This is a genomic window from Haemophilus haemolyticus (assembly GCF_003490595.1).
GTDB lineage: Bacteria > Pseudomonadota > Gammaproteobacteria > Enterobacterales > Pasteurellaceae > Haemophilus > Haemophilus haemolyticus_L.
This window is the reverse complement of sequence record NZ_QQGY01000001.1, coordinates 90435-114196: the sequence shown is the minus strand read 5'-3', so window position 1 is coordinate 114196 and position 23762 is coordinate 90435. Positions and strand designations below refer to the sequence as shown.

Sequence of the window (23762 nt, the reverse complement as noted above, 5' to 3'; positions counted from 1 at the left end):
CTAATTATTCCTCAACTGAACCGCCAGCAGCTTCAATTGCTGCTTTTGCACCCTTAGTTACACGCAAACCACGAACTATTACTGCAGATTTCACTTCACCCGCTAAAACTACTTTAGCGAATTGGATATCTTTAGTTAAGATGTTAGCTGCTTTTAATGTTTCTAAGGTTACTACGTTACCTTCAACTTTAGTTAATTCATTCAAACGAACTTCTGCGGTTACCGCAGCTTTCATTGAAGTGAAACCAAATTTTGGTAAACGACGGTATAATGGCATTTGACCACCTTCGAAACCGCGACGAACACCGCCACCGGTACGAGATTTTTGACCTTTATGACCACGGCCACCTGTCTTGCCTAAACCTGAACCAATACCACGACCAAGGCGTTTAGCACTGTGCTTCGCACCTTCAGCCGGAGATAGAGTATTTAAACGCATCTCTTACTCCTCCACTTTAACCATGTATGAAACTTGGTTAATCATACCACGTACTGCAGGCGTATCAATTAACTCAACAGTGTGGTGCATATGGCGAAGACCAAGACCACGCAAGGTAGCTTTATGCTTTGGTAAACGAGCGATTGAGCTACGAACTTGTGTTACTTTAATAGTTTTAGCCATTATTCATTACCCCAAGATTTCATCAACAGTTTTACCGCGTTTCGCAGCAACCATCTCTGGTGATTTCATATTTGCTAATGCATCAATAGTTGCACGAACAACGTTAATTGGGTTGGTAGAACCATACGCTTTAGAAAGAACGTTACGTACACCTGCAACTTCCAATACTGCACGCATTGCACCACCAGCGATGATACCTGTACCTTCACTTGCTGGTTGCATAAATACGCGTGAACCGGTGTGAACACCTTTAACCGGATGTTGTAATGTACCTTCATTTAAAGCGACATTGATCATATTGCGACGTGCTTTTTCCATCGCTTTTTGGATCGCTGCTGGAACTTCGCGTGCTTTACCATAACCAAAACCTACACGGCCATTACCATCGCCCACTACAGTTAATGCAGTGAAACTCATAATACGACCACCTTTTACGGTTTTTGATACACGGTTTACTGCGATTAGCTTCTCTTGCAGTTCACCAGCTTGTTTTTCGATGTTTGACATCTCAATTTACCTCATTAGAACTGTAGACCAGCTTCACGTGCAGCGTCCGCTAAAGTTTGGACACGACCATGATATTTGAAACCGGAACGGTCAAAAGCAACAGCTTGAATGCCTTTCGCTAATGCGCGCTCAGCAACTGCTTTACCTACTGCAGCTGCAGCATCTTTGTTACCGGTGTATTTTACTTGCTCACGAATTGCTTTTTCAACAGTTGAAGCAGCGGCAAGCACTTCTGAACCGTTTGGTGCAATAACTTGTGCGTAGATATGACGCGGAGTACGGTGAATAACTAAACGAGTTACACCTTGCTCTCTCATCATATGACGTGCACGAGCTGCACGACGGATACGAGCTGATTTCTTATCCATAGTGTTACCTTAATTATTTCTTCTTAGCCTCTTTGATACGTACCACTTCATCAGCGTAACGTACCCCTTTACCTTTATAAGGTTCAGGACGGCGATAAGCACGAATATCTGCTGCAACTTGGCCGATTAACTGTTTGTCAGCGCCTTTCAACACGATTTCGGTTTGAGATGGGCATTCTGCAGTAATACCTGCCGGCAAAGTGTGCTCTACTGGGTGAGAGTAGCCTAAACTTAATGCAATTGCATTGCCTTTAAGTTGAGCTCTGTAACCAACACCCACCAATACTAATTTCTTAGTGAAGCCTTCAGTAACACCGATAACCATTGCATTAACTAATGCACGAGCTGTACCCGATTGAGCATTCGCTTCAACAAAACCTTCACGAGGTGTGAAAGTAAATTGTCCGTTATCTTGTTTTACTTCAACTGATTTGTGAATTTCGCGAGATAACTCGCCATTTTTACCTTTTACTGTTAATAGCTGACCGTCGAGTTTAACTTCAACGCCGGCAGGAATACTAACAGGTGCCTTTGCAACACGAGACATTTTCCTACCTCTCTATTAAGCTACGTAACAGATAATCTCACCGCCTAAACCTGCTTGACGAGCAGCGCGGTCAGTCATAACACCTTTAGATGTAGAAACAACTGCAACACCTAAACCACCCATCACTTTTGGTAATTCGTCTTTACGTTTGTAAATACGAAGACCAGGACGGCTTACACGTTGGATGCTTTCTACAACCGGTTTACCTTGGAAATATTTTAAAGTAATTTCCAATTCAGGTTTTGCACCTTCTAAAACTTTAACGCTTTCGATATAACCTTCAGCAGCTAATACATTGGCGATTGCCACTTTTAGCTTGGATGAAGGCATATTGATCGCAACTTTATTCGCAGCTTGACCGTTACGAATACGGGTCAGCATATCTGCGATTGGATCTTGCATACTCATTGTACTTTTTCTCCGATTCCAAAATAAAGTGGTATATTACCAACTCGCTTTCTTAAGGCCTGGGATTTCACCGCGCATCGCAGCTTCACGAACCTTAATACGGCTTAAACCAAACTTGCGTAAAATGCCATGAGGACGTCCAGTTTGGCGGCAACGGTTACGTTGACGAGATGGGCTAGAATCACGTGGTAAAGTTTGTAACTTTAACACTGCATCCCAACGATCTTCATCAGAGGCATTGACATCAGAAATGATTTTCTTTAATTCAACACGTTTTGCGTAGAATTTTTCTGCCAATTTAACGCGTTTTACATCGCGTGCTTTCATTGATTGTTTAGCCATTTGTAACCTGCCTTATTTACGGAATGGGAAATTAAAGGCAGCAAGTAGTGCTTGACCTTCTTCATCATTCTTAGCAGTAGTTGTGATAGTGATATCCAAACCACGTACACGATCTACTTTATCGTAATCGATTTCAGGGAAGATGATTTGTTCACGCACACCCATGCTATAGTTACCACGACCATCGAATGATTTCGAGCTTAAACCGCGGAAGTCACGAATACGTGGAACAGCAATTGTAATTAAACGTTCAAAGAACTCCCACATACGCTCACCGCGTAGTGTTACTTTACAACCGATTGGATATCCCTGACGGATTTTAAAGCCAGCAACAGATTTACGAGCTTTAGTTACTAAAGGTTTTTGACCGCTGATTGCTGCTAAGTCCGCTACTGCGTTGTCTAGCAATTTTTTGTCGGTCAATGCTTCACCCACACCCATATTCAGGGTAATCTTTTCGATTCGTGGGACTTGCATGACAGATTTGTAGCCGAATTTATTTTTTAATTCGCTTACTACTTGATCTCTGTAGTAATCATGCAGTTTCGCCATCGCATTACTCCAGTTTGTTAGATAATTTCATTGTTAGATTTGAAGAAACGTACTTTTTTGCCGTCTTCGAATCTAAAACCTACACGGTCAGCTTTATTTGTTTTAGGATTGAAAATCGCAACATTTGAAGCGTCAATTGCAGCTTCTTTTTTCACTAAACCACCAGCTTTTCCTAATGCAGGAACTGGTTTTTCATGTTTAGTAATGATGTTGATACCTTCAACAAACACTTTACCGTTTGGTAACACTTTAGTTACCTTGCCACGTTTGCCCTTATCTTTACCAGTAAGAACAATTACTTCATCATTTTGACGGATTTTAGCAGCCATTACATTCCCCTTACAGTACTTCTGGAGCTAAAGAAATGATCTTCATGAATTTCTCAGAACGAAGTTCACGAGTCACTGGTCCAAAAATACGAGTACCGATTGGTTGCTCAGTGTTATTATTTAAAATTACACAAGCGTTACCATCGAAACGAATAACTGAGCCATCTGGGCGACGAACACCCTTCTTGGTGCGCACAACAACTGCTTTTAATACATCACCTTTTTTTACTTTACCGCGTGGAATTGCTTCTTTTACAGTAATTTTGATGATGTCACCAATCGCAGCATAACGACGGTGCGATCCACCTAGAACCTTGATACACATTACGCTGCGAGCGCCTGAATTATCAGCAACATCCAGCATAGTCTGTTCTTGGATCATATTAGTGCTCCGTTAAGATTAAAAAAACACCCTTTCGGGACGAACCTGTTACCCTAAGGTAAACAGGCTGTTGAGTCTAGCAAATTCACCACTTAAAAGCAACTGAATTTTCAGTTTACCACTAAGATTAATTGTAATCACACAAAAAAAAAGAGCGGTCCAAAAACGTTGTTTTTTTAACCGCTCTTTAACTAAAAATGCTGTTTACGACGTTCGCCACTATAATCAGTTTGCAACGTAAAATCTCTAATCCAATTAGCTAACTCATCAAATTCAGATAAACCATTTTCATTTATTGGTATATATTGATATTTTTGCTTATTGCATCTATGTTCTGTTATAAACTTTATATACCTGTGCCAAACCTCAGGCTTAGTTGACGAACGAGAAAGCTGTTTTTTTATTTTTTCATATTCTTTTTCTTCATCAACATCACACCCTCCCGCTCTAGCATAATCATCACATAATTCTTTAGCAAGTCTTCTTACATCCCAGCCCACGTTTCGTAATAGAATCTTAAGTTCTTTTTTGAGTAATAATGATTGAACGCTCTCCATAATTTCCTCATTTTTATCAAATTGTCCCGATTTGTCCCCATCTCGCTGCTTATACTAGTTTCCACTAAAGCAATTGCTTTAGGACATTAAATTATGTTCATCAATAAAAGGATTTCGTTATGAAAATTCGAAAACAACTGTATCGGGAAACATTTTCTCTTTGTAATACACAAAGAACATCAGGCTCTCATCGTGAAAATGAACCACCAAGCGCTAAGATTAGAGGAAATTGATATGAAATATTCATCAGATAAACATATTAATCAATTTGTGACTCAACTTGTAAAACTTGGTTGGCTATTCACACGTAGAAGTAAGCATAGTTTACTCATCTCTCCAGATGGCTTGCAACATATTTTTGTTGCTTCATCTCCTAGCGACAAGCGTGCTTTTTTAAATATTAAAAAGCATGTGAAAAAATTTGGGTTTAAAAAATATTATAATGGAGCAAAAAATGAACGAGCTAGTTATTAATTGGCATATTACGGAAGCCTGCAATTTTAAATGCCAATACTGTTTTGCCAAATGGCAAAAACCATGTAAAAAAGAACTCTTGCGTTCTGATAATGATGTTTCTCAACTAATTGAACAATTTCAAACGCTTTTAACCCTAATTAATCACAAATATCAAAGCCACTTTGAACAAATTCGATTAAATCTTGTTGGCGGTGAAACTTTCTTATATCGTAGTGCAATAAAGAACATTATTATGCAAGCTAAAAAGCATAATATGATTTTATCCGCTATTACAAATGGTAGCAAATTAACTCCAGAATTAAATCAAATTATTGCCAATCAATTTAAAATGATCGGCTTTAGTATTGATTCAATTAAAGATAATACAAACCTACTTATTGGTCGCCAAACTAATAATAAAGCTATGGATTATCAGTTATTATTGCGGAATATTGAAATAATTCGCAGCATTAACCCAACTATTCAAATTAAAATTAATACTGTCGTAAATAAACATAACTACTCAGAATCATTATCGGAATTCATTTCACAGGTAAAACCAACAAAATGGAAAATATTTAAAGTTTTACCAATTATAAATGATGCTCTTTCAATTAATGATCAGCAATTTTACTATTTTCTTGAAAATCATCGCGAATTTGAAAATATCATTAGCGCAGAGAATAACGAAGAAATGACTCATTCCTATTTGATGGTTGATCCTTCAGGGCGTTTTTTTCAAAACATCGAACAGCAAACAGGTTATCAATATAGTGAACCCATTTTATCTGTTGGTATTGAAAAAGCATTTCAACAAATTCCATTTGAAATAGTAAAATTTTTACATCGTTACCACTAATACAATTTGCTCTCTGAAAAAGAGAGCAAATTAATCACATCTCTGATAATATTTACTAAAACTTTGTTTAAACTCATATTCTCCGCCACCTTTTCCTACTGTATTTATTGCTTTAGCCAACGCACATGCACAAATCTTTCTTTTTTCTAAGGTAGCATAATTTCCAATACAATTGCTCATTAATTGATATTCTACTTCAATAGGAAATCTTGTTTGTTCAACATAATCATTAAATTGATAACCCGCAACAGCACCTAAAATAACTGCTGTTACGGTTATTTTCTTAGCTCTTGTCCATTCCATTTTCTATCTCAACTTACTTAAACAAAATTTCACACATAATATACTTTTATTTATATTAAAAAAATCAAGTTTTTTTAACCGCACTTTAAAGCATAAAAAGCCCTAGCTTTCGCTAAGGCTTTTAATTTTTTAATGTAGAAAATTAAGCAATAACTGCTTTTTCAACTACACGAACTAAAGTCCAAGATTTGGTTTTTGATAGAGGGCGACATTCGCGAATCTCTACGGTATCACCAACTTTGGCTTCATTGTTCTCATCGTGTACGTGTAATTTAGTTGTACGACGGATAAATTTACCATATAAAGGGTGTTTTACCTTACGTTCAATAGCAACAACGAAAGATTTTTCCATTTTGTCGCTAACAACTTTACCTTGTACGCTACGAATTTTATCAGTCATTACTCACCCGCCTTTTCGGTTAATACAGTTTTTACACGTGCAATATCACGACGCACTTGTTTAGCCTGATGGGTTTGTTGAAGCTGACCGGTGGCTGTCTGCATACGCAACTTGAATTGTTCACCTAAAAGGTTTACTAATTCAGCATTCAGCTCTTCAACACTTTTTGTACGTAAATCTTGAGCTTTCATTACATCACCGTCTTAGTTACGAAAGTGGTCTTAACTGGCAATTTAGCAGCTGCTAATGCAAATGCGTTTCTTGCTACTTCTTCAGACACACCATCCATTTCATAAAGCACTTTACCCGGTTGGATTAAGGCTACCCAGTACTCAACGTTACCTTTACCTTTACCCATACGGACTTCTAATGGTTTTTCAGTAATTGGTTTATCTGGGAATACACGAATCCAGATTTTACCTTGACGTTTTACTGCACGTGACATTGCACGACGTGCCGCTTCGATTTGACGAGCGGTTAAACGACAACGACCAACTGCTTTTAAACCGTAACTACCGAAACTAACTTCAGTACCGCCCGCGATACCACGGTTACGGCCTTTGTGAACTTTACGGAATTTTGTACGTTTTGGTTGCAACATTTAGCGTTTCTCCTTACTTACGACCTTTACCGCGTGGAGCCTTTTTAGGCTTGTCGGCAGGTTGTTGTTCTGATTGCGCAACGGCAGCCATTCCACCAAGAATTTCACCTTTGAAGATCCACACTTTAACGCCGATTACGCCGTAAGTTGTGTGAGCTTCTGCAGTGTTATAATCGATGTCCGCACGAAGAGTATGTAGAGGTACGCGACCTTCACGATACCATTCTGAACGTGCGATTTCTGCACCACCTAAACGACCGCTAACCTCAACTTTGATACCTTTAGCACCTAAACGCATTGCGCTTTGTACCGCACGTTTCATTGCACGACGGAACATTACACGACGTTCTAATTGAGAAGCGATGCTATCTGCAACTAATTTCGCATCTAATTCAGGTTTTTTCACTTCAGCAATGTTGATTTGAGCAGGAACGCCAGTGATTTTAGACACTGCGTTACGTAATTTTTCAACATCTTCGCCTTTTTTACCGATTACGATACCAGGACGAGCTGTGTGAATAGTTACACGAATACTTTTAGCTGGACGCTCAATAGTAATACGTGAAACTGAAGCATTTGCTAATTCTTTATTTAAGAATTGGCGTACTTTGAAATCGCCTTCAAGATTGTCAGCGAAGTCTTGTGTATTCGCGAACCAAGTAGAGCTCCAAGGTTTAACAATACCTAGGCGAATACCATGTGGATGTACTTTTTGACCCATTGCTATTCCTCTACTTATTAACGATCTGACACAACCACAGTAATGTGGCTAGTACGTTTTAAAATACGATCTGCACGACCTTTAGCACGTGGCATAACACGTTTCATGCTAGGACCTTCATCAACGAAGATTTTAGCAACTTTAAGATCATCGATATCTGCACCGTCATTGTGCTCTGCGTTTGCAATAGCTGATTCTAAAACTTTCTTCACTAAAGCTGCTGCTTTTTTGTTAGTGAAAGTTAAGATTTCTAATGCTTGCGCAACTTTTTTACCACGAATTAAATCGGCAACTAAGCGAGCTTTTTGGGCAGAAGTGCGAGCGTAACGATGTTTTGCGATAGTTTCCATCTCTTTACCTCTTATTTCTTAGCTTTCTTATCTGCCGCGTGACCGCGGTATGTACGAGTCGGTGCAAATTCACCAAGCTTATGACCGATCATTTCATCAGATACATAAACAGGAACGTGCTGACGACCATTATGGACTGCGATGGTCAATCCGATCATTGATGGAATGATCATTGAACGACGGGACCAAGTTTTGATTGGTTTTTTATCCCCGCTTTCCACCGCCTTCTCTACCTTCTTCAACAAGTGTAGGTCAAGGAAAGGACCCTTCTTGAGAGAACGTGGCATGGCTAATCCTCTTTAATTTAATCTATTATTTGCCACGACGACGTACGATATATTTATCAGTACGTTTGTTGTGACGAGTTTTCTTACCTTTGGTTTGAACGCCCCAAGGAGTTACTGGGTGTTTACCAAAGTTACGACCTTCACCACCACCGTGTGGGTGATCTACTGGGTTCATTGCTGTACCACGAACTGTAGGGCGAATACCTCTCCAGCGGTTAGCGCCAGCTTTACCCAATACGCGAAGCATATGTTCTGAGTTACCAACTTCACCGATTGTAGCAACACATTCAGCTAATACTTTACGCATTTCGCCTGAACGTAAACGTAAAGTTACGTAGTTGCCTTCACGTGCGATGATTTGTACATAAGCACCAGCAGAACGAGCGATTTGACCGCCTTTACCTGGTTTTAATTCAACGTTATGTACTGTTGAACCAACTGGGATATTACGCATTGGTAATGAGTTACCCACTTTAATTGGTGAGTTTACGCCAGCTTGGATTTGATCGCCTACTGACAAACCTTTAGGTGCTAAGATATAACGGCGTTCACCATCTTTATAAAGCACTAAAGCAATGTTAGCAGAACGGTTTGGATCATATTCTAAACGCTCAACAACCGCTGGGATGTCTAACTTGTTACGTTTGAAATCGATTAAACGGTAGTGTTGTTTGTGACCGCCACCAATGTGACGAGTAGTAATACGACCATAGTTGTTACGACCACCAGTTTTAGATTTAGTATCTAGAAGAGGTGCGTAAGGTTTACCCTTGTGTAATTCAGGGTTCACGATTTTAACAACGTGACGACGACCAGCGGAGGTCGGCTTACATTTAACGATAGCCATTCTCTAATTTCCTCCGATTACTCTGCACTGTCCACGAAGTCCAAGTTTTGGCCTTCGGATAAAGTTACATAAGCTTTTTTCCAGTCGCTGCGACGACCCATTTTGTTACCACGGCGTTTAGTTTTACCTTTAACAACCACAGTACGAACTGAGTCAACTTTTACTTCAAATAATTGAGCAACAGCAGCAGCAATTTCAGCTTTGTTCGCATCTAAAGCAACTTTAAGTACAACAGTGTTAGATTTTTCAGCATTGTTAGTTGCTTTTTCAGAGATGTGCGGTGCACGTAGCACGCTTAGCAAACGTTCTTGACTCATGCTAGGATCTCCTCAATTTGTTTCACAGCGTCAACAGTAACAATCACTTTATCGAAAGCGATTAAGCTAACTGGATCGATACCTTGAACATCACGTACATCAACTTTATATAAGTTACGTGCTGCTAAGAATAGATTTTCATCTAAACTTGCTGTGATAATTAATGCATCTTCAACGGCTAAATCTTTTAATTTTTGTACTAAAACTTTAGTTTTTGGTGCATCTAATTCAAATTTTTCAACAACAACCAAACGGTCTTGACGAACTAATTCAGAAAGAATGCTTTTGATAGCACCACGGTACATTTTCTTGTTCACTTTTTGGCTGTGATCTTGTGGTTTAGCCGCGAAGGTTATACCACCAGAACGCCAGATTGGTGATTTAATATCACCAGCACGAGCACGACCTGTACCTTTTTGACGCCAAGGTTTTTTACCTGAACCAGACACTTCAGCACGAGTTTTTTGCGCACGAGTACCTTGACGCGCACCTGCTGCATAAGCAACAACAACTTGGTGGATCAACGCTTCGTTAAACTCACGTCCGAAGGTAGTTTCAGAAACAGTTAGTGCGTTTGCACCTACAACTTGTAATTCCATCTCTATCTCCTAGACTTATGCTTTAACTGCTGGCTTAACGATAACATCGCCATTGATAGCACCAGGTACAGAACCTTTTACTAATAGCAATTTGCGCTCAGCATCTACACGAACAACTTCAAGTGATTGAACAGTTACACGTTCAGCACCTAAATGTCCTGCCATTTTTTTACCTTTAAACACACGACCTGGAGTTTGGTTTTGACCAATAGAACCAAGTACACGATGTGATAAAGAGTTACCATGAGTCGCATCTTGAGTACGGAAGTTCCAACGTTTAACACCACCTTGGAAACCTTTACCTTTAGAAGTACCAGTAACATCTACTTTTTTAACATCTGCAAAGATGTCAACATTGATTTCTTGACCTAAAGTGAATTCTTCACCTTCAGTACGAAATTCCCATAAACCGCGACCAGCTTCAACACCTGCTTTCACGAAATGACCTGCTTCAGGTTTAGTTACACGATTCGCTTTTTTAGAACCAGTAGTAACTTGAACTGCAGTATAGCCATCGTTTTCAAGAGTTTTAACTTGAGTTACGCGGTTGGCTTCGATTTCGATAACGGTAACTGGTACAGAAACACCGTCTTCATTGAAGATACGGGTCATACCAACTTTACGACCGACTAAACCAATCATTGTAATAACCTCTTAATTAACCTAGGCTGATCTGCACGTCCACGCCGGCAGCCAAATCTAAACGCATTAATGCATCAACAGTTTTTTCTGTTGGCTCTACGATATCTACTAAACGTTTGTGTGTACGAATTTCGTATTGATCACGCGCGTCTTTGTTCACGTGTGGAGAAATCAACACGGTAAAACGCTCTTTACGAGTTGGTAAAGGAATTGGACCACGAACTTGTGCACCAGTACGTTTAGCTGTTTCTACGATCTCCGCAGTAGATTGATCGATCAAACGGTGATCGAAAGCTTTTAAGCGGATACGGATTCTTTGGTTCTGCATTAGACCAGAGCTCCAATAAAATTTAGCTAATAAAAAACTAACACCAATCACAATTCTAACTTCAAAATAGAAAAGGAGGTGCAAGTTACCTGTTATATAGTCTCCAAATCGGAAACATTGTTTAGCGTGACATATCGTCATGCTCGTTTAATAAATGATTACATTAAACGGCTTTCATATTGAAAGCTTACAAATACTACACAAAAGTTAAACAAATTGCAAGGGATTTATTCAAAGCAAATAAAAAGTGCGGTCATTTATCGCCGTGTTTTCTCATCGAAAAATACCTAGAAAAATCACCGCACTTAGCATATTAAAATTATTGATGGTTATCTAATAGCGTGATATGTCGTTTTGCTACAATCCACGCACCAACATATCCCATAATTAAACAGCACACTAATAAGAATACAAATTCGCCAACGCCTAATCCATTCAAACTGAATTGGACGGCAAAAATATCCGTTACGTATTTCACGGCAGAAGTAAAATAGCTGATAATAAAGCTACTAAAAATTGCAGCAACTAACCCACCTAACACAGCATAAATCATACCCGTATAAAGATAAGGACGAAGGATAAATTGATCTGTTGCACCAAGCAATTTCATCACATCAATACTTGATCGGCTACTGTACACATCAGAGCGAATGCTGTTACCAATAACTAAAAAGACCGCTATCGTCATTAATGCAGTGCAGAAAATTGCCACATGGGCGATTAACCAAGAAAGTGCGGTTAATTTTTCCATCCAATCGTTATCCAAGCGAACTTCTTGCACGCCTTTAATTTTATTTAAATTCGTACGTAACTCATCACGTTTTTCTGAAACATTAAATTCGCTCGTTGGTTTTACCATGACGACAGCAGGTAATGGATTATCATCTAGAATTTCTAATTCTTCGCCAAAGCCAGACCAGCTTTTAAATTCCTTTAAACTTTCTTGGCGAGAGACATAATTCAGTGATTCCACCCCATCTTGTTGACGAATTTTCTCTACTACTAAATTCGCGTCTTCTTCACTTAAATTTTTGTGAAGATAAATCGTCAATTCACTTTCCGGATAAAATTGCGTGGTTGCTAAATGTAAATTTTTCCACATTAAATAGCTCACGGTTGGGATCGTCAAAGAAACAGCGATAACCAAAATCGTGAGCAGCGTGCCAAATTTACGTTGCCATAAATCCACCCATACTGCACGCAAAGTATAGGCTGTTTGAACAAAAAAGGATGCATCCGTTGATCGGCTCATGATTATTCCTTAATAACGTAAATAGCCTTGTTCAAGAACAAGACAAGGTTTTGGTTTTTGTTGAATTAAATTAATGTCGTGAGTAGCAATTAACACAGTCATTCCGAGACGATTAAATTCTTCAAACAAATTAAAAATGCCTAAAGAAAGTTCATCGTCTAAATTACCCGTTGGTTCATCTGCTAGTAAGAGCTGAGGTTTATGTACAATCGCACGCGCAATATCAATGCGTTGCTGCTCCCCTCCAGAAATTTGTGGTGGCAAATATTGCGCTTTATTACGCAATCCTACACGATCTAAAGATGCCATCGCACGTGTATGCGCATCTTTTGGATGCATACCTGCAATAATCAATGGCAATGCCACATTTTCCACCACCGTACGATCTGTTAATAAACGATAATCTTGGTGAACCATGCCAATTTGTCGACGCAGAAACGGAATTTCATATTTTGACAAGCGAGTAATATCGTGTCCGTTAAACCAAATTTGACCCGCATTGGCTTTTTCCATTCCCATAATAAGCTTGAGTAATGTACTTTTCCCTGCGCCTGAATGTCCAACTAAGTAAGTCATACTTCCCACAGGAAGATGAAAATTCAAGCCTTGTAACGCAGGCTGTGTTGCGCCATGATAGGCTTTAGAAACATTTGAGAACTTAATCACAATTTTTCCTTATTCTTTTTATTCTTCTTCATGAACGAATAATGCCTCAATAAATTCTTTCGCATTAAACTCACGTAAATCTTCAATTTTCTCGCCTACACCGATATAGCGAATAGGCAACTTAAACTGATCGGCTATGGCAAAAATCACGCCACCTTTTGCCGTGCCATCTAATTTAGTTAGAGAGATCCCTGTTAAACCCACAGCTTCATTAAATAATTTCGCTTGGCTAATGGCATTTTGCCCCGTTCCAGCATCCAGCGTAAGCATAATTTCATGTGGTGCAGTTTCGTCATATTTTTTCATAACACGAACAATTTTTTTCAGTTCGTCCATTAAGTTATTTTTATTTTGCAGACGACCCGCCGTATCCGCAATAAGAATATCAATATTGCGTGCAGCCGCTGATTGCATCGCATCAAAAATCACCGATGCAGAGTCAGAACCCGTGCTTTGGGCAACAACTGGAATATGATTTCGTTCTCCCCAAACTTGAAGCTGCTCAACAGCCGCTGCACGGAAAGTATCGCCCGCCGCAAGCATCACGGATTTTCCTTCAGCCTGAAATTTACGTGCAAGTTTACCAATTGTCGTCGTTTTACCCACGCCATTTACGCCCACCATTAAAATCACATAAGGTTTTTTCGTGCTATCAATCTCTAACGGTTGTGCTACTGGCTCAAGAATATCTGCCATTTCCACCTTTAATTGCTGATATAAAAGCTCAGCATCTTGTAATTCTTTGCGACTTGCATGTTCAGTCAAATTTTTGACGATTTTACTTGTTGTCGGCACGCCAATATCTGCGATCAAAAGTTGCTCTTCTAATTCTTCAAACAACTCATCATCAATTTTCTTTCCTAAGAAAAAACTACGAAAACCCGCGCCAATATTTTGTTTAGTTTTCAGTAATCCCTTAACTAAACGACTAAAAAAGCCCCCTTCACTTGGCTTTTCACGAGTTTCAATTTCAACAACAGGCTGAAGCTCATTTTTAATATCTTCAACAATTTCAGATTCAACTAAGGTTTCTGTAATCGGAAGATCATCTTCTAAATTTTTCGCTTCGATGATTTTTTCAATCGGCTCAAGTGCGGTTGAAATTTCCTGCATTTTTTCTTCTTCAACGATTTCATTCGTTTCAATGCTTTCTACTAAAAACGGCTCAGAATCCACCGCACTTTCTACTGACTCTAATTCAGACGGTTCTTCAACTAAATCATGGGTTTCAAGTTTTTCAATAGACGGCTCGATATCTTTTATCTTTTCTTCTTCAATTATTGGCTCAATTTTAGGTTCATCTTGCTTTTTATTACGTCCAAATAACGATGCCCAAAATCCGCCTTTTTTATTTTCTTCAGCCATAAAATGCTCTCTTAACTATAATCCGATAAAAATGTCGTTTATTCTAGCAAAAAATCGTCTAAACTAAGCACAATTTTCAATAAAAATCGAATCTTTATGAAAAAAATACAAACGCCAAATGCAAAGGGCGAGGTTCGCATTATTGCTGGACTGTGGCGAGGTCGAAAACTTCCAGTATTAAATTCAGAAGGCTTACGCCCAACTGGCGATAGAGTGAAAGAAACGCTTTTTAATTGGTTAATGCCTTATATCCATCAGTCTGAATGTTTAGATGGCTTTGCGGGAAGTGGTTCATTAGGTTTTGAAGCACTTTCTCGTCAAGCGAAAAAGGTGACTTTTTTAGAACTAGATAAAACTGTAGCCAATCAATTAAAAAAGAATTTACAAACACTCAAATGCTCATCAGAACAGGCTGAAGTGATTAATCAAAGTAGTTTGGATTTTCTAAAACAGCCACAAAATCAACCGCACTTTGATGTGGTGTTTTTAGATCCGCCCTTTCATTTTAATTTGGCAGAACAAGCAATTAACTTGCTTTGTGAAAATAATTGGCTAAAACCCAATGCGTTAATTTACGTAGAAACAGAGAAAGATAAACCGCCCATCACTCCTGAAAACTGGACGTTATTGAAAGAAAAAACAACGGGAATGGTGAGTTATCGTTTATATCAAAATTAGAGAAAAAATTATGTTAGATATTGTTTTATATGAACCAGAGATCCCACAAAATACCGGTAACATTATCCGCCTTTGTGCCAATACAGGATTTCGCTTGCACTTAATTGAACCGCTAGGTTTCACCTGGGATGATAAACGCTTACGCCGCTCAGGTTTAGATTATCACGAATTTGCAGAAATCAAACGGCACAAAACCTTTGAAGCATTTTTAGAAAGTGAGAAACCCAAACGTCTCTTGGCACTCACAACAAAAGGCAGTCCAGCACATAGCCAAGTGAAGTTTGAACTTGGTGATTATTTAATGTTTGGCCCAGAAACTCGCGGCATTCCAATGTCAATTTTAAATGAAATGCCGATGAAACAAAAAATCCGCATTCCAATGACAGCCAATAGCCGCAGTATGAACTTGTCTAATTCTGTCGCAGTAACGGTTTATGAAGCTTGGCGACAATTAGGCTATGAAGGTGCAGTAAATTTACCAGAAACCAAATAAACAAAAAGGACGATTAAAATTCAATGAGATTTTTAACCGCTCTTTTGTTATTTAAATGGAACTTGTTTTCCGAATATCCGTTTTTTTATTCTAATTAGTTCATTTTTTATTTTAGCTAAAGGTTTAGCGGGAATTTGGTTTTTATGCACTTTTTCTCTGCCATTATGCAAACTACTCTCAAAATGATTTTCATCATGCAGAATAAAGCTTTGAGCGCATATTGCAGGGGAAAGTTGCATAACTTTATAATCTTTTTGGCCTAATAATTCATCAAAAATTAGAGTATCAATAGCAAGATAAAGTTGTTTATTTCTTATGTTATTCAATAAATATCTAGCACCCTTAGCTGTGATTGAATAGCCAGCCATTCCAGTATGTTTGAATTTCAATCGGGAAATATTTCTATTACATTTTATTTGCTCACACTTTCCATAAATTATTGTTCCATGAGCTTCTAACTTCAATATATCAGTATCTTCAGGTATATAATCAATATTCAACAATTCTTTTGCATTTTCTCCCAAATAAATATCGTCTTCAAAAATATTAATATAATCTAAATTATTTTCTAAAACGAAATTCCATAAAACGATATGGCTTAATGCACAGGCTATCTCAGCATCACACAAAGTTGCTTTTGATGAACGGTCAAAGATGATATTAAATTTTTTAGCGGTTTCTTCAATAAGATTGGGCGTGATAGCATCAAAAAATACGAACGGAATATTCTGCTTACCGAATTCCTCTGTAATATGTTTTCGGCGTTTTTGTTCAGTCGTTAAACTAATAACATAATTGTGCTGTGCTGTGCTGTGCTGTGCTGTGCTGTGCTGTGCTGTGCTGTGCTGTGCTGTGCTGTGCTGTGCTGTGCTGTGCATAAAAGTAACCCAAATAAATAAAAAAGTGGAACAGTATAATATAAAAAGTGCGGTGAAAAATCATAGAAATTTTAACCGCACTTTTCTCTCTAAAATTAAATATTATGTGCTAAACGATATTCAACCAAATCTTCAATGGTTAACACTGAATAACCAAATTTCTTCGCAAATTCTACAATCTCAGGGGCGCGAGCCATTGTGCCATCGTCGTTAGTAATTTCACAAATAACGCCTGCTTCTTTAAATCCTGCCAGACGCGCTAAATCAACGGAAGCTTCAGTGTGTCCGCGGCGAGTAAGTACGCCACCATTTGCTGCACGAAGTGGAAATACATGGCCCGGACGATGTAAATCTGTCGGAATAGCATTATCCGCAATAGCCGTTTGAATAGTGGTTACTCGGTCTGCGGCAGATACGCCTGTAGAAACACCTTTCGCAGCTTCAATCGTCACAGTGAAAGCCGTTTTGTTTACGCTATTATTGTGTTCTACCATTGGCGGTAAATCGAGTTGTTGGCAACGTTCATCGGTAATGCATAAACAAACAATGCCACTGCCATAACGAATTAATTTTGCCATTTGCTCTGACGTGATTGTTTCTGCTGGAAAAATTAAATCGCCTTCATTTTCACGATCTTCATCATCTAAAACTAATACGCCATTTCTATGTTTGAAAGCATTAATTGCATTAAGTACGCGTTCTTCAGCGGTATTGCCGAATGGAGATAAAATTGACTGATTCATAGTAATTTCCTAATTTGAGATTTCAATTAAATACCAGAATCAGGGCTGAGAAATGCAAATAAAATGAACGATTTGGGAACCCAATTCGTTTTATTCTCTTTCATCCAGACTTTACTGTCGGCTTTGGAATTTCACCAAATCTGCTGACTTTAAAAGTGAAAATCAGGACAATTTAGCTGGAAAAATTTTCCAAAAATTGACCGCACTTTTAAACGCTCGTGGGCTTTACCACCGGTAGGGAATTTCACCCTGCCCTGAGAATGCGTACTAAGTATAGCGCAAAATACTTAGGCACTAAATCAGAACGTGAAAAATATTTTCATTTAGCCTACAATAAACGCACTCAATTCTTACGCTATTAAGAGCGGATTATGTCAAAAGCAAAAGAGAAAAAAGTCGGTGTCATTTTCGGGAAATTTTATCCCGTGCACACAGGCCATATAAATATGATTTATGAAGCGTTCAGTAAAGTCGATGAACTACACGTTATCGTGTGTAGTGATACAGAACGCGATTTGAAATTATTTTACGATAGTAAAATGAAACGTATGCCAACCGTGCAAGATCGTTTACGTTGGATGCAGCAAATTTTCAAATATCAAAAAAATCAGATTTTTATTCATCATTTGGTTGAAGACGGTATTCCAAGTTATCCAAACGGCTGGCAATCTTGGAGTGAAGCGGTTAAAACCCTATTTCATGAAAAACATTTTGAACCTTCAATCGTATTTAGTAGCGAACCTCAAGATAAAGCGCCTTACGAGAAATACTTAGGTTTAGAAGTATCGTTAGTCGATCCTGACCGTACTTTCTTTAATGTGTCCGCAACTAAAATTCGTACCACACCATTCCAATATTGGAAATTTATTCCAAAAGAAGTTCGCCCTTTCTTTGCCAAAACGGTGGCGATTTTAGGGGGAGAAAGCAGTGGTAAAAGCGTGCTTGTGAATAAGTTAGCCGCCGTATTTAATACCACTTCCGCGTGGGAATACGGGCGTGAATTCGTGTTTGAAAAGCTCGGTGGCAACGAGCAAGCGATGCAATATTCTGACTATCCGCAAATGGCTCTTGGTCATCAACGATACATTGATTATGCAGTGCGCCATGCACATAAAATTGCATTTATTGATACGGATTTCATCACTACCCAAGCATTTTGCATTCAGTATGAAGGAAAAGCTCATCCATTTTTAGACTCAATGATTAAAGAATATCCATTCGATGTCACTATTTTGCTGAAAAATAATACTGAATGGGTGGATGATGGCTTGCGCAGTTTAGGTTCACAAAAGCAACGCCAACAATTTCAACAACTACTCAAAAAACTGTTAGATAAATATAAAGTCCCTTACATAGAGATTGAATCACCAAGTTATCTTGATCGCTATAACCAAGTTAAAGCAGTCATTGAGAAAGTGTTAAATGAAGAAGAAATCAGTGAATTGCAAAATAGTTCATTTGTTATAAAAGGAAAACATCAATGATCTTATTTGCCGGTGATCCACACGGAAGCTACGATCATATTTATCCTTTTGTGAGAGAACAGGAAAATGTCGCACTCATAATTTTAGGCGATTTACAGCTCACGACAACAGATGAGTTGGATAAACTTGCGCAACATTGTGATATTTGGTTTATTCATGGAAATCATGATAGCAAAACAATTAGTGCTTTTGATGCGATTTGGGGCTCTGAATGGCAATCACGCAATTTACACAATCGCGTAGTTGATATTCAAGGAACCCGCATTGCGGGGTTAGGCGGTGTATTCCGTGGGCAAATCTGGATGCCACCAAATCGCCCCATGTTTTTTGATCCTATTCATTATTGTCAATATAGCCCACAAGAGAAAATCTGGCGAGGCGGTGTGCCTTTGCGTCATCGCACGTCAATTTTTCCATCAGATATTGAAATCTTAGAAAACCAACAAGCGGACGTATTGATTTGTCACGAAGCCCCTAAACCACATCCGATGGGTTTCCAAGCAATCAATGATTTGGCAATGAAGATGGGGGTTAAGCAAGTATTCCACGGACATCATCACGAAAACTTTACTTATCGAACAAAGTATCCCTACAAAATCACGAATGTAGGTTTCCGTAGTCTTGCTGACGCCGAAGGAAATTATTTGCTACAAACGATCGACGATCGTGAAAAATAAATCTATTCCAAAACAAAAGCCGATTCATTTGAATCGGCTTTTTTACATTCAAAGTGCGGTATTATTCCGCATTGTTTTTCGATTTAATAATGGCGTAAACTACACCTGTTGATAAAGCACCAATCGCAATTGCACCGAGATATTTCAACGGCTCAGATACAAATGGAATGACAAATAATCCGCCGTGTGGAGCTTGTAACGTAATATTTAATCCCATTGAAATCGCACCAGTCACTGCACCACCAATCACAGAGCTAATAATGACTCGAATTGGATCAGCTGCCACAAATGGTAATGCACCTTCAGAAATAAAACATAAACCAAGAACAAATGATGCTTTCCCTGCATCGCGTTGGCTAACGGTGAATTTGTTGCGAGCAATCCAAGTTGCAACTGTCATACCAATTGGAGGAACCATACCCGCTGCCATTGCCGCAGCCATTGGCGTATAAACTTGGGAAGCAATTAATCCGACAGAAAAGGTGTACGCTGCTTTATTTACTGGTCCACCCATATCGATACACATCATTGCGCCGATAATTGCACCTAACACAATCGCATTCACTTCGCCCATTGAAGTAAGCCAATTACTTAGCTCTTTCATAATTTCAGCCACTGGTGGATTGATGAGGTAAATCATCGTCAAACCAACAATCATTGAACCTAAGAGCGGTAAAATTAAAATCGGTTTTAATGAAGTCAGGCTTGCTGGCAATCGAATAATCACATTCAGCCCTTTCACTACATAGCCCGCTAAGAAACCCGCAATAATACCGCCAAGAATCCCTGCCCCCGCTTCACTTGCCAGCATCCCAGCAATCAAACCAACTGCAAGCCCTGGACGATCAGCGATAGAAAATGCAACGTAACCAGCAAACACGGCAATCATTAACTTGAACGCCACACCACTACCGATATTCATCAACATATTCGGAAGATCTTGAAAAACTCCTGTATTTTCAATTACATTAAAACTAAACATAAACGAAATCGCGATCAACAACCCACCCGCAACTACTAACGGTAACATATGAGAAACACCAGTCATTAAGTGTTTGTATACACCTTTTTTCTCGCGGCTTTCTTCTTTCGCTCCCACATTATTTCCACCATCAAAAATTTTGGCTTCTTTAAATGCCTTATCAAATTCTTGCTCGGTTTTCTTCAAGGCTAATCCTGTTGAAGTGCGGTACATTGGCTTACCTTTAAATTTATCTAAAGGTACGTCAATATCTGCTGCAACAAATACCAGATCAGCCGCGGCAACTTCTTCTGCAGTAATTTCATTGCCAGCCCCAACTTGACCACGAGTTTCAACTTTTACATTCCAACCTTGCTTTTTCGCATAGGCTTCAATCGCTTCGGCTGACATAAACGTATGCGCAACGCCAGTTGGACAAGCAGTTACCGCAACAATATTTTTTACACCAGAAACACCCGTAAAACTTACCGCACTTTTCGGTGCAACATAATCTGCCCCATTGGCTAAGGCATTTGCCAGCGTGACTTCAGGGGAAATCATGGCGATAGCTTCGCCGATAATAAAGACTTTTTTACCAACTAACGCAGGGTTATTTGGTAAGACAGAACCAAATACGAGAACAAGATCTGCTTCGGCTGGTGTTTCTACAATAGAAACATTTGCTTTTTGCGCAGCCGCTCGAAAAACTTCATGTAATAAATAAGCTTTCGCATTGCCTACATTAGCTGATTGGGTTAAAAATAACTTCATACTATCCTTCAATCATCGTTATTTGTACTTTTTCTAAAATGGAGTCAAGTAAACTCAAATCACTCACACCGACATTACTTTGAGAAACTGCAAAAGCGGACACAGCCGTAGCAAAAGCTAAGGTTTCTGCTTTCGATAAACCTTTTTCAAAACCATAAATTAAGCCTGCTACCATTGAATCTCCTGCCCCAACAGTACTCACTACATTTTCACATTTTGGTGGTTCGGCTTTGAGCACGCCTTCATTATTAATCCATAAAGAACCTTTTGCGCCCATTGAAATAATCACGTTTTCAATACCTTCCGCTTTGAGTTTCTGTGCAGCGGCAATAATTTTCTCAAGACTATTTAATGGATGACCAACCCAAGCCTCAAGTTCTCGATGGTTGGGTTTTACTAGCCAAGGTTTCGCTTTTAATCCAGCAGTGAGCGCAGAATTACTACTATCAAGCACAACTTTTACACCAGCTTGGTGGAGCTGATTCAACCAATCAGCAAACAATTCTGGAGACACACCTCGAGGTAAGCTGCCACAAACAGCGACAATGTCATAATCTAAACAATAAGCCAAAGAATCCGTCACAAATTGTTGCCAAACTTGTGGGCTTATTTGATATCCCAAGAAATTTAAATCTGTCACATCAGCTTCAGTCTCGGTGATTTTTACATTGATACGCGTTTTGCCATCAACACGGTGGAATTTATCTTCCAAACCGTGCTTATTAAACATTTGCTCGAAATCAGCTGAATTATCCTCACCCAAGAAACCGCCTACTGCAACATCAACGCCTAAATCTTTTAGTACTTTTGCGACATTAATGCCTTTCCCAGCAGGAAATAAGCCAAGAGTTTCTACGGTATTTACTTCGCCAAGTTGAATACGTTTTAAACGTCCGACTAAATCATAGGCGGCATTTAAGGTAATTGTTACGACGTTTGCCATACTATTCCCCTAAACCCGATTCAATCACAGCACCGATTCCGTCAATAGCTTGTTGCGCTTCATCGCCCGTCGCAACAAAACGTAAACGAGTCCCTTTCACCACACCTAATGCCACAATTTTCATCAAACTTTTAGCACTGACTAATTGAGAATTACGATCAAGATTTTGAACCGCCACAGAGGCATTATATTTTTTCACTTCGTTTACCAATACTGCACTTGGGCGAGCGTGCAAACCGTGTTCGTTCTTAACCACAAACACTGCCTCAATAGCATTTGCTGGCAAGTTATTATCTTCGCTTACCGCTGGTGCGTGAATTTGTTCCCCCATAATCTCAATGGTATCTGGTTCAGATGGCGGAACGGCAGAAACATTCTCGCCCAAGCCATCGGCAATCGCTTTGCCCAATGCTTCAATAGCTTGTTTTGCATCTTCCCCCTCTGCCACAAAACGTAAACGATGGCCTTGCGTTACACCAAGCGCAACAATCTTCATCAAGCTTTTTGCACTCACGACTTCACTTTCACGAGTAAGATTTTGCACGGTAATTTTCGAAGTGAATTTTTTCACTTCATTAACCAAATTTGCACTTGGACGCGCATGTAAACCATGTTCATTACGAATCGTAAAGGTTCCTACAACGGCCCCCTCTACTGATTGAGTTTCAACATCACTCGACGCCCCAAAAAGTGCGGTCAAAATTTCTGTTGAATTACCATTGAGCAAGGTTGTTTGAACATCGTCATCTAATAAACGAGCTAAAGTTGGATTAATTTGATCACTGACGGCTGCAACAGTTATCACGCCTTTTACCGCTTTGCCATTGTGGCTAAAAATCGTTTTGGCACGACTAAATGCCAAGGCATTTTTCACATTTCCTACGACAGAATCCGTTACCCATAACCCTTTGCCAAGCGGTAATGCCGCATTGTTAATCACTTCAGAAATAAAACGATTTTCCACCGCACTTTGCACCTGCAATTGCCCCGCATTAATCGCGACTAAAGTTAATAAACTTTGGGTATCTACATCTAAACTGATATTAGCAGCAGGAATTTCAAACGGTTCGATAGTTTCACCCATTAAAATTGCGCGAAATTCAGCAATATCAGTCATTTTTGCTAATTTTGCTGCGGTATCTTCATCACTCAAAACGTGAGTAAGTTGACGTAATAAGGACAAATGCTCATCAGATCGCGCCGCAATACCAATCACGACATAAGCAATATTTCCTTCGCCCCATTCTATACCTTGAGGAAATTGAAACACTTGCACACCCGTTTTCTTTACCATCGAACGCGTATCCAAGGTGCCATGAGGAATAGCGATGCCATTGCCTAAAAAGGTTGAAGTTTGCTGTTCGCGCGCTAGCATCCCTTGTAAGTAACCATTTTCAACATTGTCTGCTTGAACTAATGCGGACGCGGCCATTTCAATCGCTTGTTGTTTATCAGCTGCGTTAGCATTTAAATGAATGTTGCTTTCCGAAAGTTCTAACATTCTTGCTCCTTAATAATTTAAAAATA

General features: G+C 39.2%; 36 protein-coding genes, 1 pseudogene and 1 riboswitch. Of the genes and pseudogenes, 6 read left to right on the top strand and 31 right to left on the bottom strand.

Annotation, left to right across the window (positions count from 1 at the left end; genetic code table 11):
* Positions 1–4 precede the first annotated feature (4 nt).
* From rplO to DV415_RS00560, 11 genes are all read right to left on the bottom strand, one after another.
* Positions 5–439: a 50S ribosomal protein L15 gene (gene rplO / locus DV415_RS00610; protein WP_046943114.1), complete on the bottom strand. Its 435-nt coding sequence runs from the start codon at positions 437–439 to the stop codon at positions 5–7.
* A gap of 3 nt (positions 440–442) precedes the next feature.
* The gene (rpmD, locus tag DV415_RS00605; protein ID WP_005543631.1) at positions 443–622 is read right to left on the bottom strand and encodes a 50S ribosomal protein L30; all 180 of its coding nucleotides are present in this window, start codon (positions 620–622) and stop codon (positions 443–445) included.
* Positions 623–628: 6 nt separating this feature from the next.
* Positions 629–1129, bottom strand: coding sequence for a 30S ribosomal protein S5 (gene rpsE / locus DV415_RS00600; protein ID WP_046943115.1), 501 nt, complete (start codon positions 1127–1129; stop codon positions 629–631).
* A gap of 14 nt (positions 1130–1143) precedes the next feature.
* Positions 1144–1497, bottom strand: a complete 354-nt coding sequence (gene rplR / locus DV415_RS00595) for a 50S ribosomal protein L18 (protein WP_053465805.1) — start codon at positions 1495–1497, stop codon at positions 1144–1146.
* A 13-nt stretch (positions 1498–1510) separates the two neighbouring features.
* Entirely contained in the window at positions 1511–2044 is a 534-nt protein-coding gene (rplF, locus tag DV415_RS00590) for a 50S ribosomal protein L6 (RefSeq protein ID WP_118790350.1), read from the bottom strand.
* Between the two features lie 15 nt (positions 2045–2059).
* Complete coding sequence (rpsH, locus tag DV415_RS00585; protein ID WP_005632761.1) at positions 2060–2452, bottom strand: 30S ribosomal protein S8; 393 nt, start codon at positions 2450–2452, stop codon at positions 2060–2062.
* Positions 2453–2488: 36 nt separating this feature from the next.
* A complete protein-coding gene (gene rpsN / locus DV415_RS00580) occupies positions 2489–2794 on the bottom strand; it encodes a 30S ribosomal protein S14 (RefSeq protein ID WP_118790349.1) in 306 nt (101 codons plus the stop codon).
* Between the two features lie 12 nt (positions 2795–2806).
* Positions 2807–3346: a 50S ribosomal protein L5 gene (gene rplE, locus DV415_RS00575; protein ID WP_118775686.1), complete on the bottom strand. Its 540-nt coding sequence runs from the start codon at positions 3344–3346 to the stop codon at positions 2807–2809.
* Between the two features lie 17 nt (positions 3347–3363).
* Complete coding sequence (rplX, locus tag DV415_RS00570; protein WP_005635734.1) at positions 3364–3675, bottom strand: 50S ribosomal protein L24; 312 nt, start codon at positions 3673–3675, stop codon at positions 3364–3366.
* A 10-nt stretch (positions 3676–3685) separates the two neighbouring features.
* A complete protein-coding gene (rplN, locus tag DV415_RS00565) occupies positions 3686–4057 on the bottom strand; it encodes a 50S ribosomal protein L14 (protein WP_005548786.1) in 372 nt (123 codons plus the stop codon).
* A 191-nt stretch (positions 4058–4248) separates the two neighbouring features.
* Complete coding sequence (locus tag DV415_RS00560; protein ID WP_118790348.1) at positions 4249–4614, bottom strand: hypothetical protein; 366 nt, start codon at positions 4612–4614, stop codon at positions 4249–4251.
* Positions 4615–4848: 234 nt separating this feature from the next.
* On the opposite strand from DV415_RS00560, the gene DV415_RS00555 reads away from it, so the two are divergent.
* On the top strand, positions 4849–5088 hold the full coding sequence (locus DV415_RS00555) for a hypothetical protein (protein WP_118790347.1): 240 nt from the start codon (positions 4849–4851) through the stop codon (positions 5086–5088).
* On the top strand, positions 5069–5929 hold the full coding sequence (locus DV415_RS00550; RefSeq protein WP_118790346.1) for a viperin family antiviral radical SAM protein: 861 nt from the start codon (positions 5069–5071) through the stop codon (positions 5927–5929). Before DV415_RS00555 ends, DV415_RS00550 begins: the two co-directional genes overlap by 20 nt.
* Positions 5930–5959: 30 nt before the next feature.
* Here DV415_RS00550 and DV415_RS00545 read toward each other — a convergent pair whose 3' ends face one another.
* The 15 genes from DV415_RS00545 to ftsY form a co-directional block, all read right to left on the bottom strand.
* Positions 5960–6232: a hypothetical protein gene (locus DV415_RS00545; RefSeq protein ID WP_118790345.1), complete on the bottom strand. Its 273-nt coding sequence runs from the start codon at positions 6230–6232 to the stop codon at positions 5960–5962.
* A gap of 142 nt (positions 6233–6374) precedes the next feature.
* Positions 6375–6632: a 30S ribosomal protein S17 gene (gene rpsQ, locus DV415_RS00540; protein WP_005625886.1), complete on the bottom strand. Its 258-nt coding sequence runs from the start codon at positions 6630–6632 to the stop codon at positions 6375–6377.
* The gene (gene rpmC / locus DV415_RS00535) at positions 6632–6823 is read right to left on the bottom strand and encodes a 50S ribosomal protein L29 (RefSeq protein WP_005625888.1); all 192 of its coding nucleotides are present in this window, start codon (positions 6821–6823) and stop codon (positions 6632–6634) included. Before rpmC ends, rpsQ begins: the two co-directional genes overlap by 1 nt.
* Positions 6823–7233 carry a 50S ribosomal protein L16 gene (gene rplP / locus DV415_RS00530; RefSeq protein WP_114908323.1) on the bottom strand — a complete coding sequence of 137 codons (411 nt, stop codon included), beginning with the start codon at positions 7231–7233 and terminating at the stop codon, positions 6823–6825. The genes rpmC and rplP overlap by 1 nt, the downstream gene beginning before the upstream one ends.
* A 13-nt stretch (positions 7234–7246) precedes the next feature.
* Complete coding sequence (gene rpsC, locus DV415_RS00525) at positions 7247–7954, bottom strand: 30S ribosomal protein S3 (protein ID WP_118790344.1); 708 nt, start codon at positions 7952–7954, stop codon at positions 7247–7249.
* A 17-nt stretch (positions 7955–7971) separates the two neighbouring features.
* Positions 7972–8304 (bottom strand): 50S ribosomal protein L22, encoded by a 333-nt coding sequence (gene rplV, locus DV415_RS00520; protein ID WP_005625897.1) that lies wholly within the window; start codon positions 8302–8304, stop codon positions 7972–7974.
* A gap of 11 nt (positions 8305–8315) precedes the next feature.
* The gene (gene rpsS / locus DV415_RS00515; RefSeq protein WP_005539416.1) at positions 8316–8591 is read right to left on the bottom strand and encodes a 30S ribosomal protein S19; all 276 of its coding nucleotides are present in this window, start codon (positions 8589–8591) and stop codon (positions 8316–8318) included.
* Between the two features lie 25 nt (positions 8592–8616).
* Positions 8617–9438 carry a 50S ribosomal protein L2 gene (gene rplB, locus DV415_RS00510; RefSeq protein WP_005625898.1) on the bottom strand — a complete coding sequence of 274 codons (822 nt, stop codon included), beginning with the start codon at positions 9436–9438 and terminating at the stop codon, positions 8617–8619.
* Positions 9439–9455: 17 nt separating this feature from the next.
* A complete protein-coding gene (gene rplW / locus DV415_RS00505) occupies positions 9456–9755 on the bottom strand; it encodes a 50S ribosomal protein L23 (RefSeq protein WP_118790343.1) in 300 nt (99 codons plus the stop codon).
* Positions 9752–10354 carry a 50S ribosomal protein L4 gene (rplD, locus tag DV415_RS00500; RefSeq protein ID WP_005625901.1) on the bottom strand — a complete coding sequence of 201 codons (603 nt, stop codon included), beginning with the start codon at positions 10352–10354 and terminating at the stop codon, positions 9752–9754. Before rplD ends, rplW begins: the two co-directional genes overlap by 4 nt.
* A 15-nt stretch (positions 10355–10369) precedes the next feature.
* Positions 10370–10996 (bottom strand): 50S ribosomal protein L3, encoded by a 627-nt coding sequence (gene rplC, locus DV415_RS00495; protein ID WP_005632753.1) that lies wholly within the window; start codon positions 10994–10996, stop codon positions 10370–10372.
* A gap of 16 nt (positions 10997–11012) precedes the next feature.
* Positions 11013–11324, bottom strand: coding sequence for a 30S ribosomal protein S10 (rpsJ, locus tag DV415_RS00490; RefSeq protein WP_001181005.1), 312 nt, complete (start codon positions 11322–11324; stop codon positions 11013–11015).
* Between the two features lie 319 nt (positions 11325–11643).
* On the bottom strand, positions 11644–12576 hold the full coding sequence (ftsX, locus tag DV415_RS00485) for a permease-like cell division protein FtsX (RefSeq protein ID WP_118790342.1): 933 nt from the start codon (positions 12574–12576) through the stop codon (positions 11644–11646).
* A gap of 9 nt (positions 12577–12585) precedes the next feature.
* Complete coding sequence (gene ftsE / locus DV415_RS00480; RefSeq protein WP_118790341.1) at positions 12586–13242, bottom strand: cell division ATP-binding protein FtsE; 657 nt, start codon at positions 13240–13242, stop codon at positions 12586–12588.
* Between the two features lie 18 nt (positions 13243–13260).
* Positions 13261–14607 (bottom strand): signal recognition particle-docking protein FtsY, encoded by a 1347-nt coding sequence (gene ftsY / locus DV415_RS00475; RefSeq protein ID WP_118790340.1) that lies wholly within the window; start codon positions 14605–14607, stop codon positions 13261–13263.
* 96 nt (positions 14608–14703) lie between these two features.
* Here ftsY and rsmD point away from each other — a divergent pair, with 96 nt between their 5' ends.
* Positions 14704–15285, top strand: coding sequence for a 16S rRNA (guanine(966)-N(2))-methyltransferase RsmD (gene rsmD, locus DV415_RS00470; RefSeq protein WP_118790339.1), 582 nt, complete (start codon positions 14704–14706; stop codon positions 15283–15285).
* Positions 15286–15295: 10 nt separating this feature from the next.
* Positions 15296–15778, top strand: a complete 483-nt coding sequence (gene trmL / locus DV415_RS00465; protein ID WP_118790338.1) for a tRNA (uridine(34)/cytosine(34)/5-carboxymethylaminomethyluridine(34)-2'-O)-methyltransferase TrmL — start codon at positions 15296–15298, stop codon at positions 15776–15778.
* A 47-nt stretch (positions 15779–15825) separates the two neighbouring features.
* On the opposite strand, the gene DV415_RS00460 is transcribed toward trmL, so the two are convergent.
* Positions 15826–16656, bottom strand: a complete 831-nt coding sequence (locus tag DV415_RS00460) for a glycosyltransferase family 25 protein (RefSeq protein ID WP_239990895.1) — start codon at positions 16654–16656, stop codon at positions 15826–15828.
* A 95-nt stretch (positions 16657–16751) separates the two neighbouring features.
* A complete protein-coding gene (gene ribB / locus DV415_RS00450; RefSeq protein WP_118790337.1) occupies positions 16752–17399 on the bottom strand; it encodes a 3,4-dihydroxy-2-butanone-4-phosphate synthase in 648 nt (215 codons plus the stop codon).
* An 88-nt stretch (positions 17400–17487) separates the two neighbouring features.
* Positions 17488–17665: riboswitch (FMN riboswitch) on the bottom strand.
* Here ribB and nadR point away from each other — a divergent pair.
* Positions 17660–18883: pseudogene (nadR, locus tag DV415_RS00445) on the top strand (multifunctional transcriptional regulator/nicotinamide-nucleotide adenylyltransferase/ribosylnicotinamide kinase NadR). Its footprint overlaps the riboswitch before it by 6 nt.
* Positions 18880–19560 (top strand): metallophosphoesterase family protein, encoded by a 681-nt coding sequence (locus tag DV415_RS00440; RefSeq protein ID WP_118790336.1) that lies wholly within the window; start codon positions 18880–18882, stop codon positions 19558–19560. The pseudogene nadR and the gene DV415_RS00440 overlap by 4 nt, the downstream one beginning before the upstream one ends.
* 61 nt (positions 19561–19621) lie before the next feature.
* Here DV415_RS00440 and DV415_RS00435 read toward each other — a convergent pair whose 3' ends face one another.
* The 3 genes from DV415_RS00435 to fruB are packed head-to-tail and all read right to left on the bottom strand — an operon-like array spanning position 19622 to position 23736.
* On the bottom strand, positions 19622–21292 hold the full coding sequence (locus DV415_RS00435) for a fructose-specific PTS transporter subunit EIIC (RefSeq protein WP_118790335.1): 1671 nt from the start codon (positions 21290–21292) through the stop codon (positions 19622–19624).
* A gap of 1 nt (position 21293) precedes the next feature.
* The gene (gene fruK / locus DV415_RS00430) at positions 21294–22235 is read right to left on the bottom strand and encodes a 1-phosphofructokinase (RefSeq protein ID WP_118790334.1); all 942 of its coding nucleotides are present in this window, start codon (positions 22233–22235) and stop codon (positions 21294–21296) included.
* A gap of 1 nt (position 22236) precedes the next feature.
* Entirely contained in the window at positions 22237–23736 is a 1500-nt protein-coding gene (gene fruB / locus DV415_RS00425) for a fused PTS fructose transporter subunit IIA/HPr protein (protein ID WP_118790333.1), read from the bottom strand.
* Between the last annotated feature and the right edge of the window lie 26 nt (positions 23737–23762).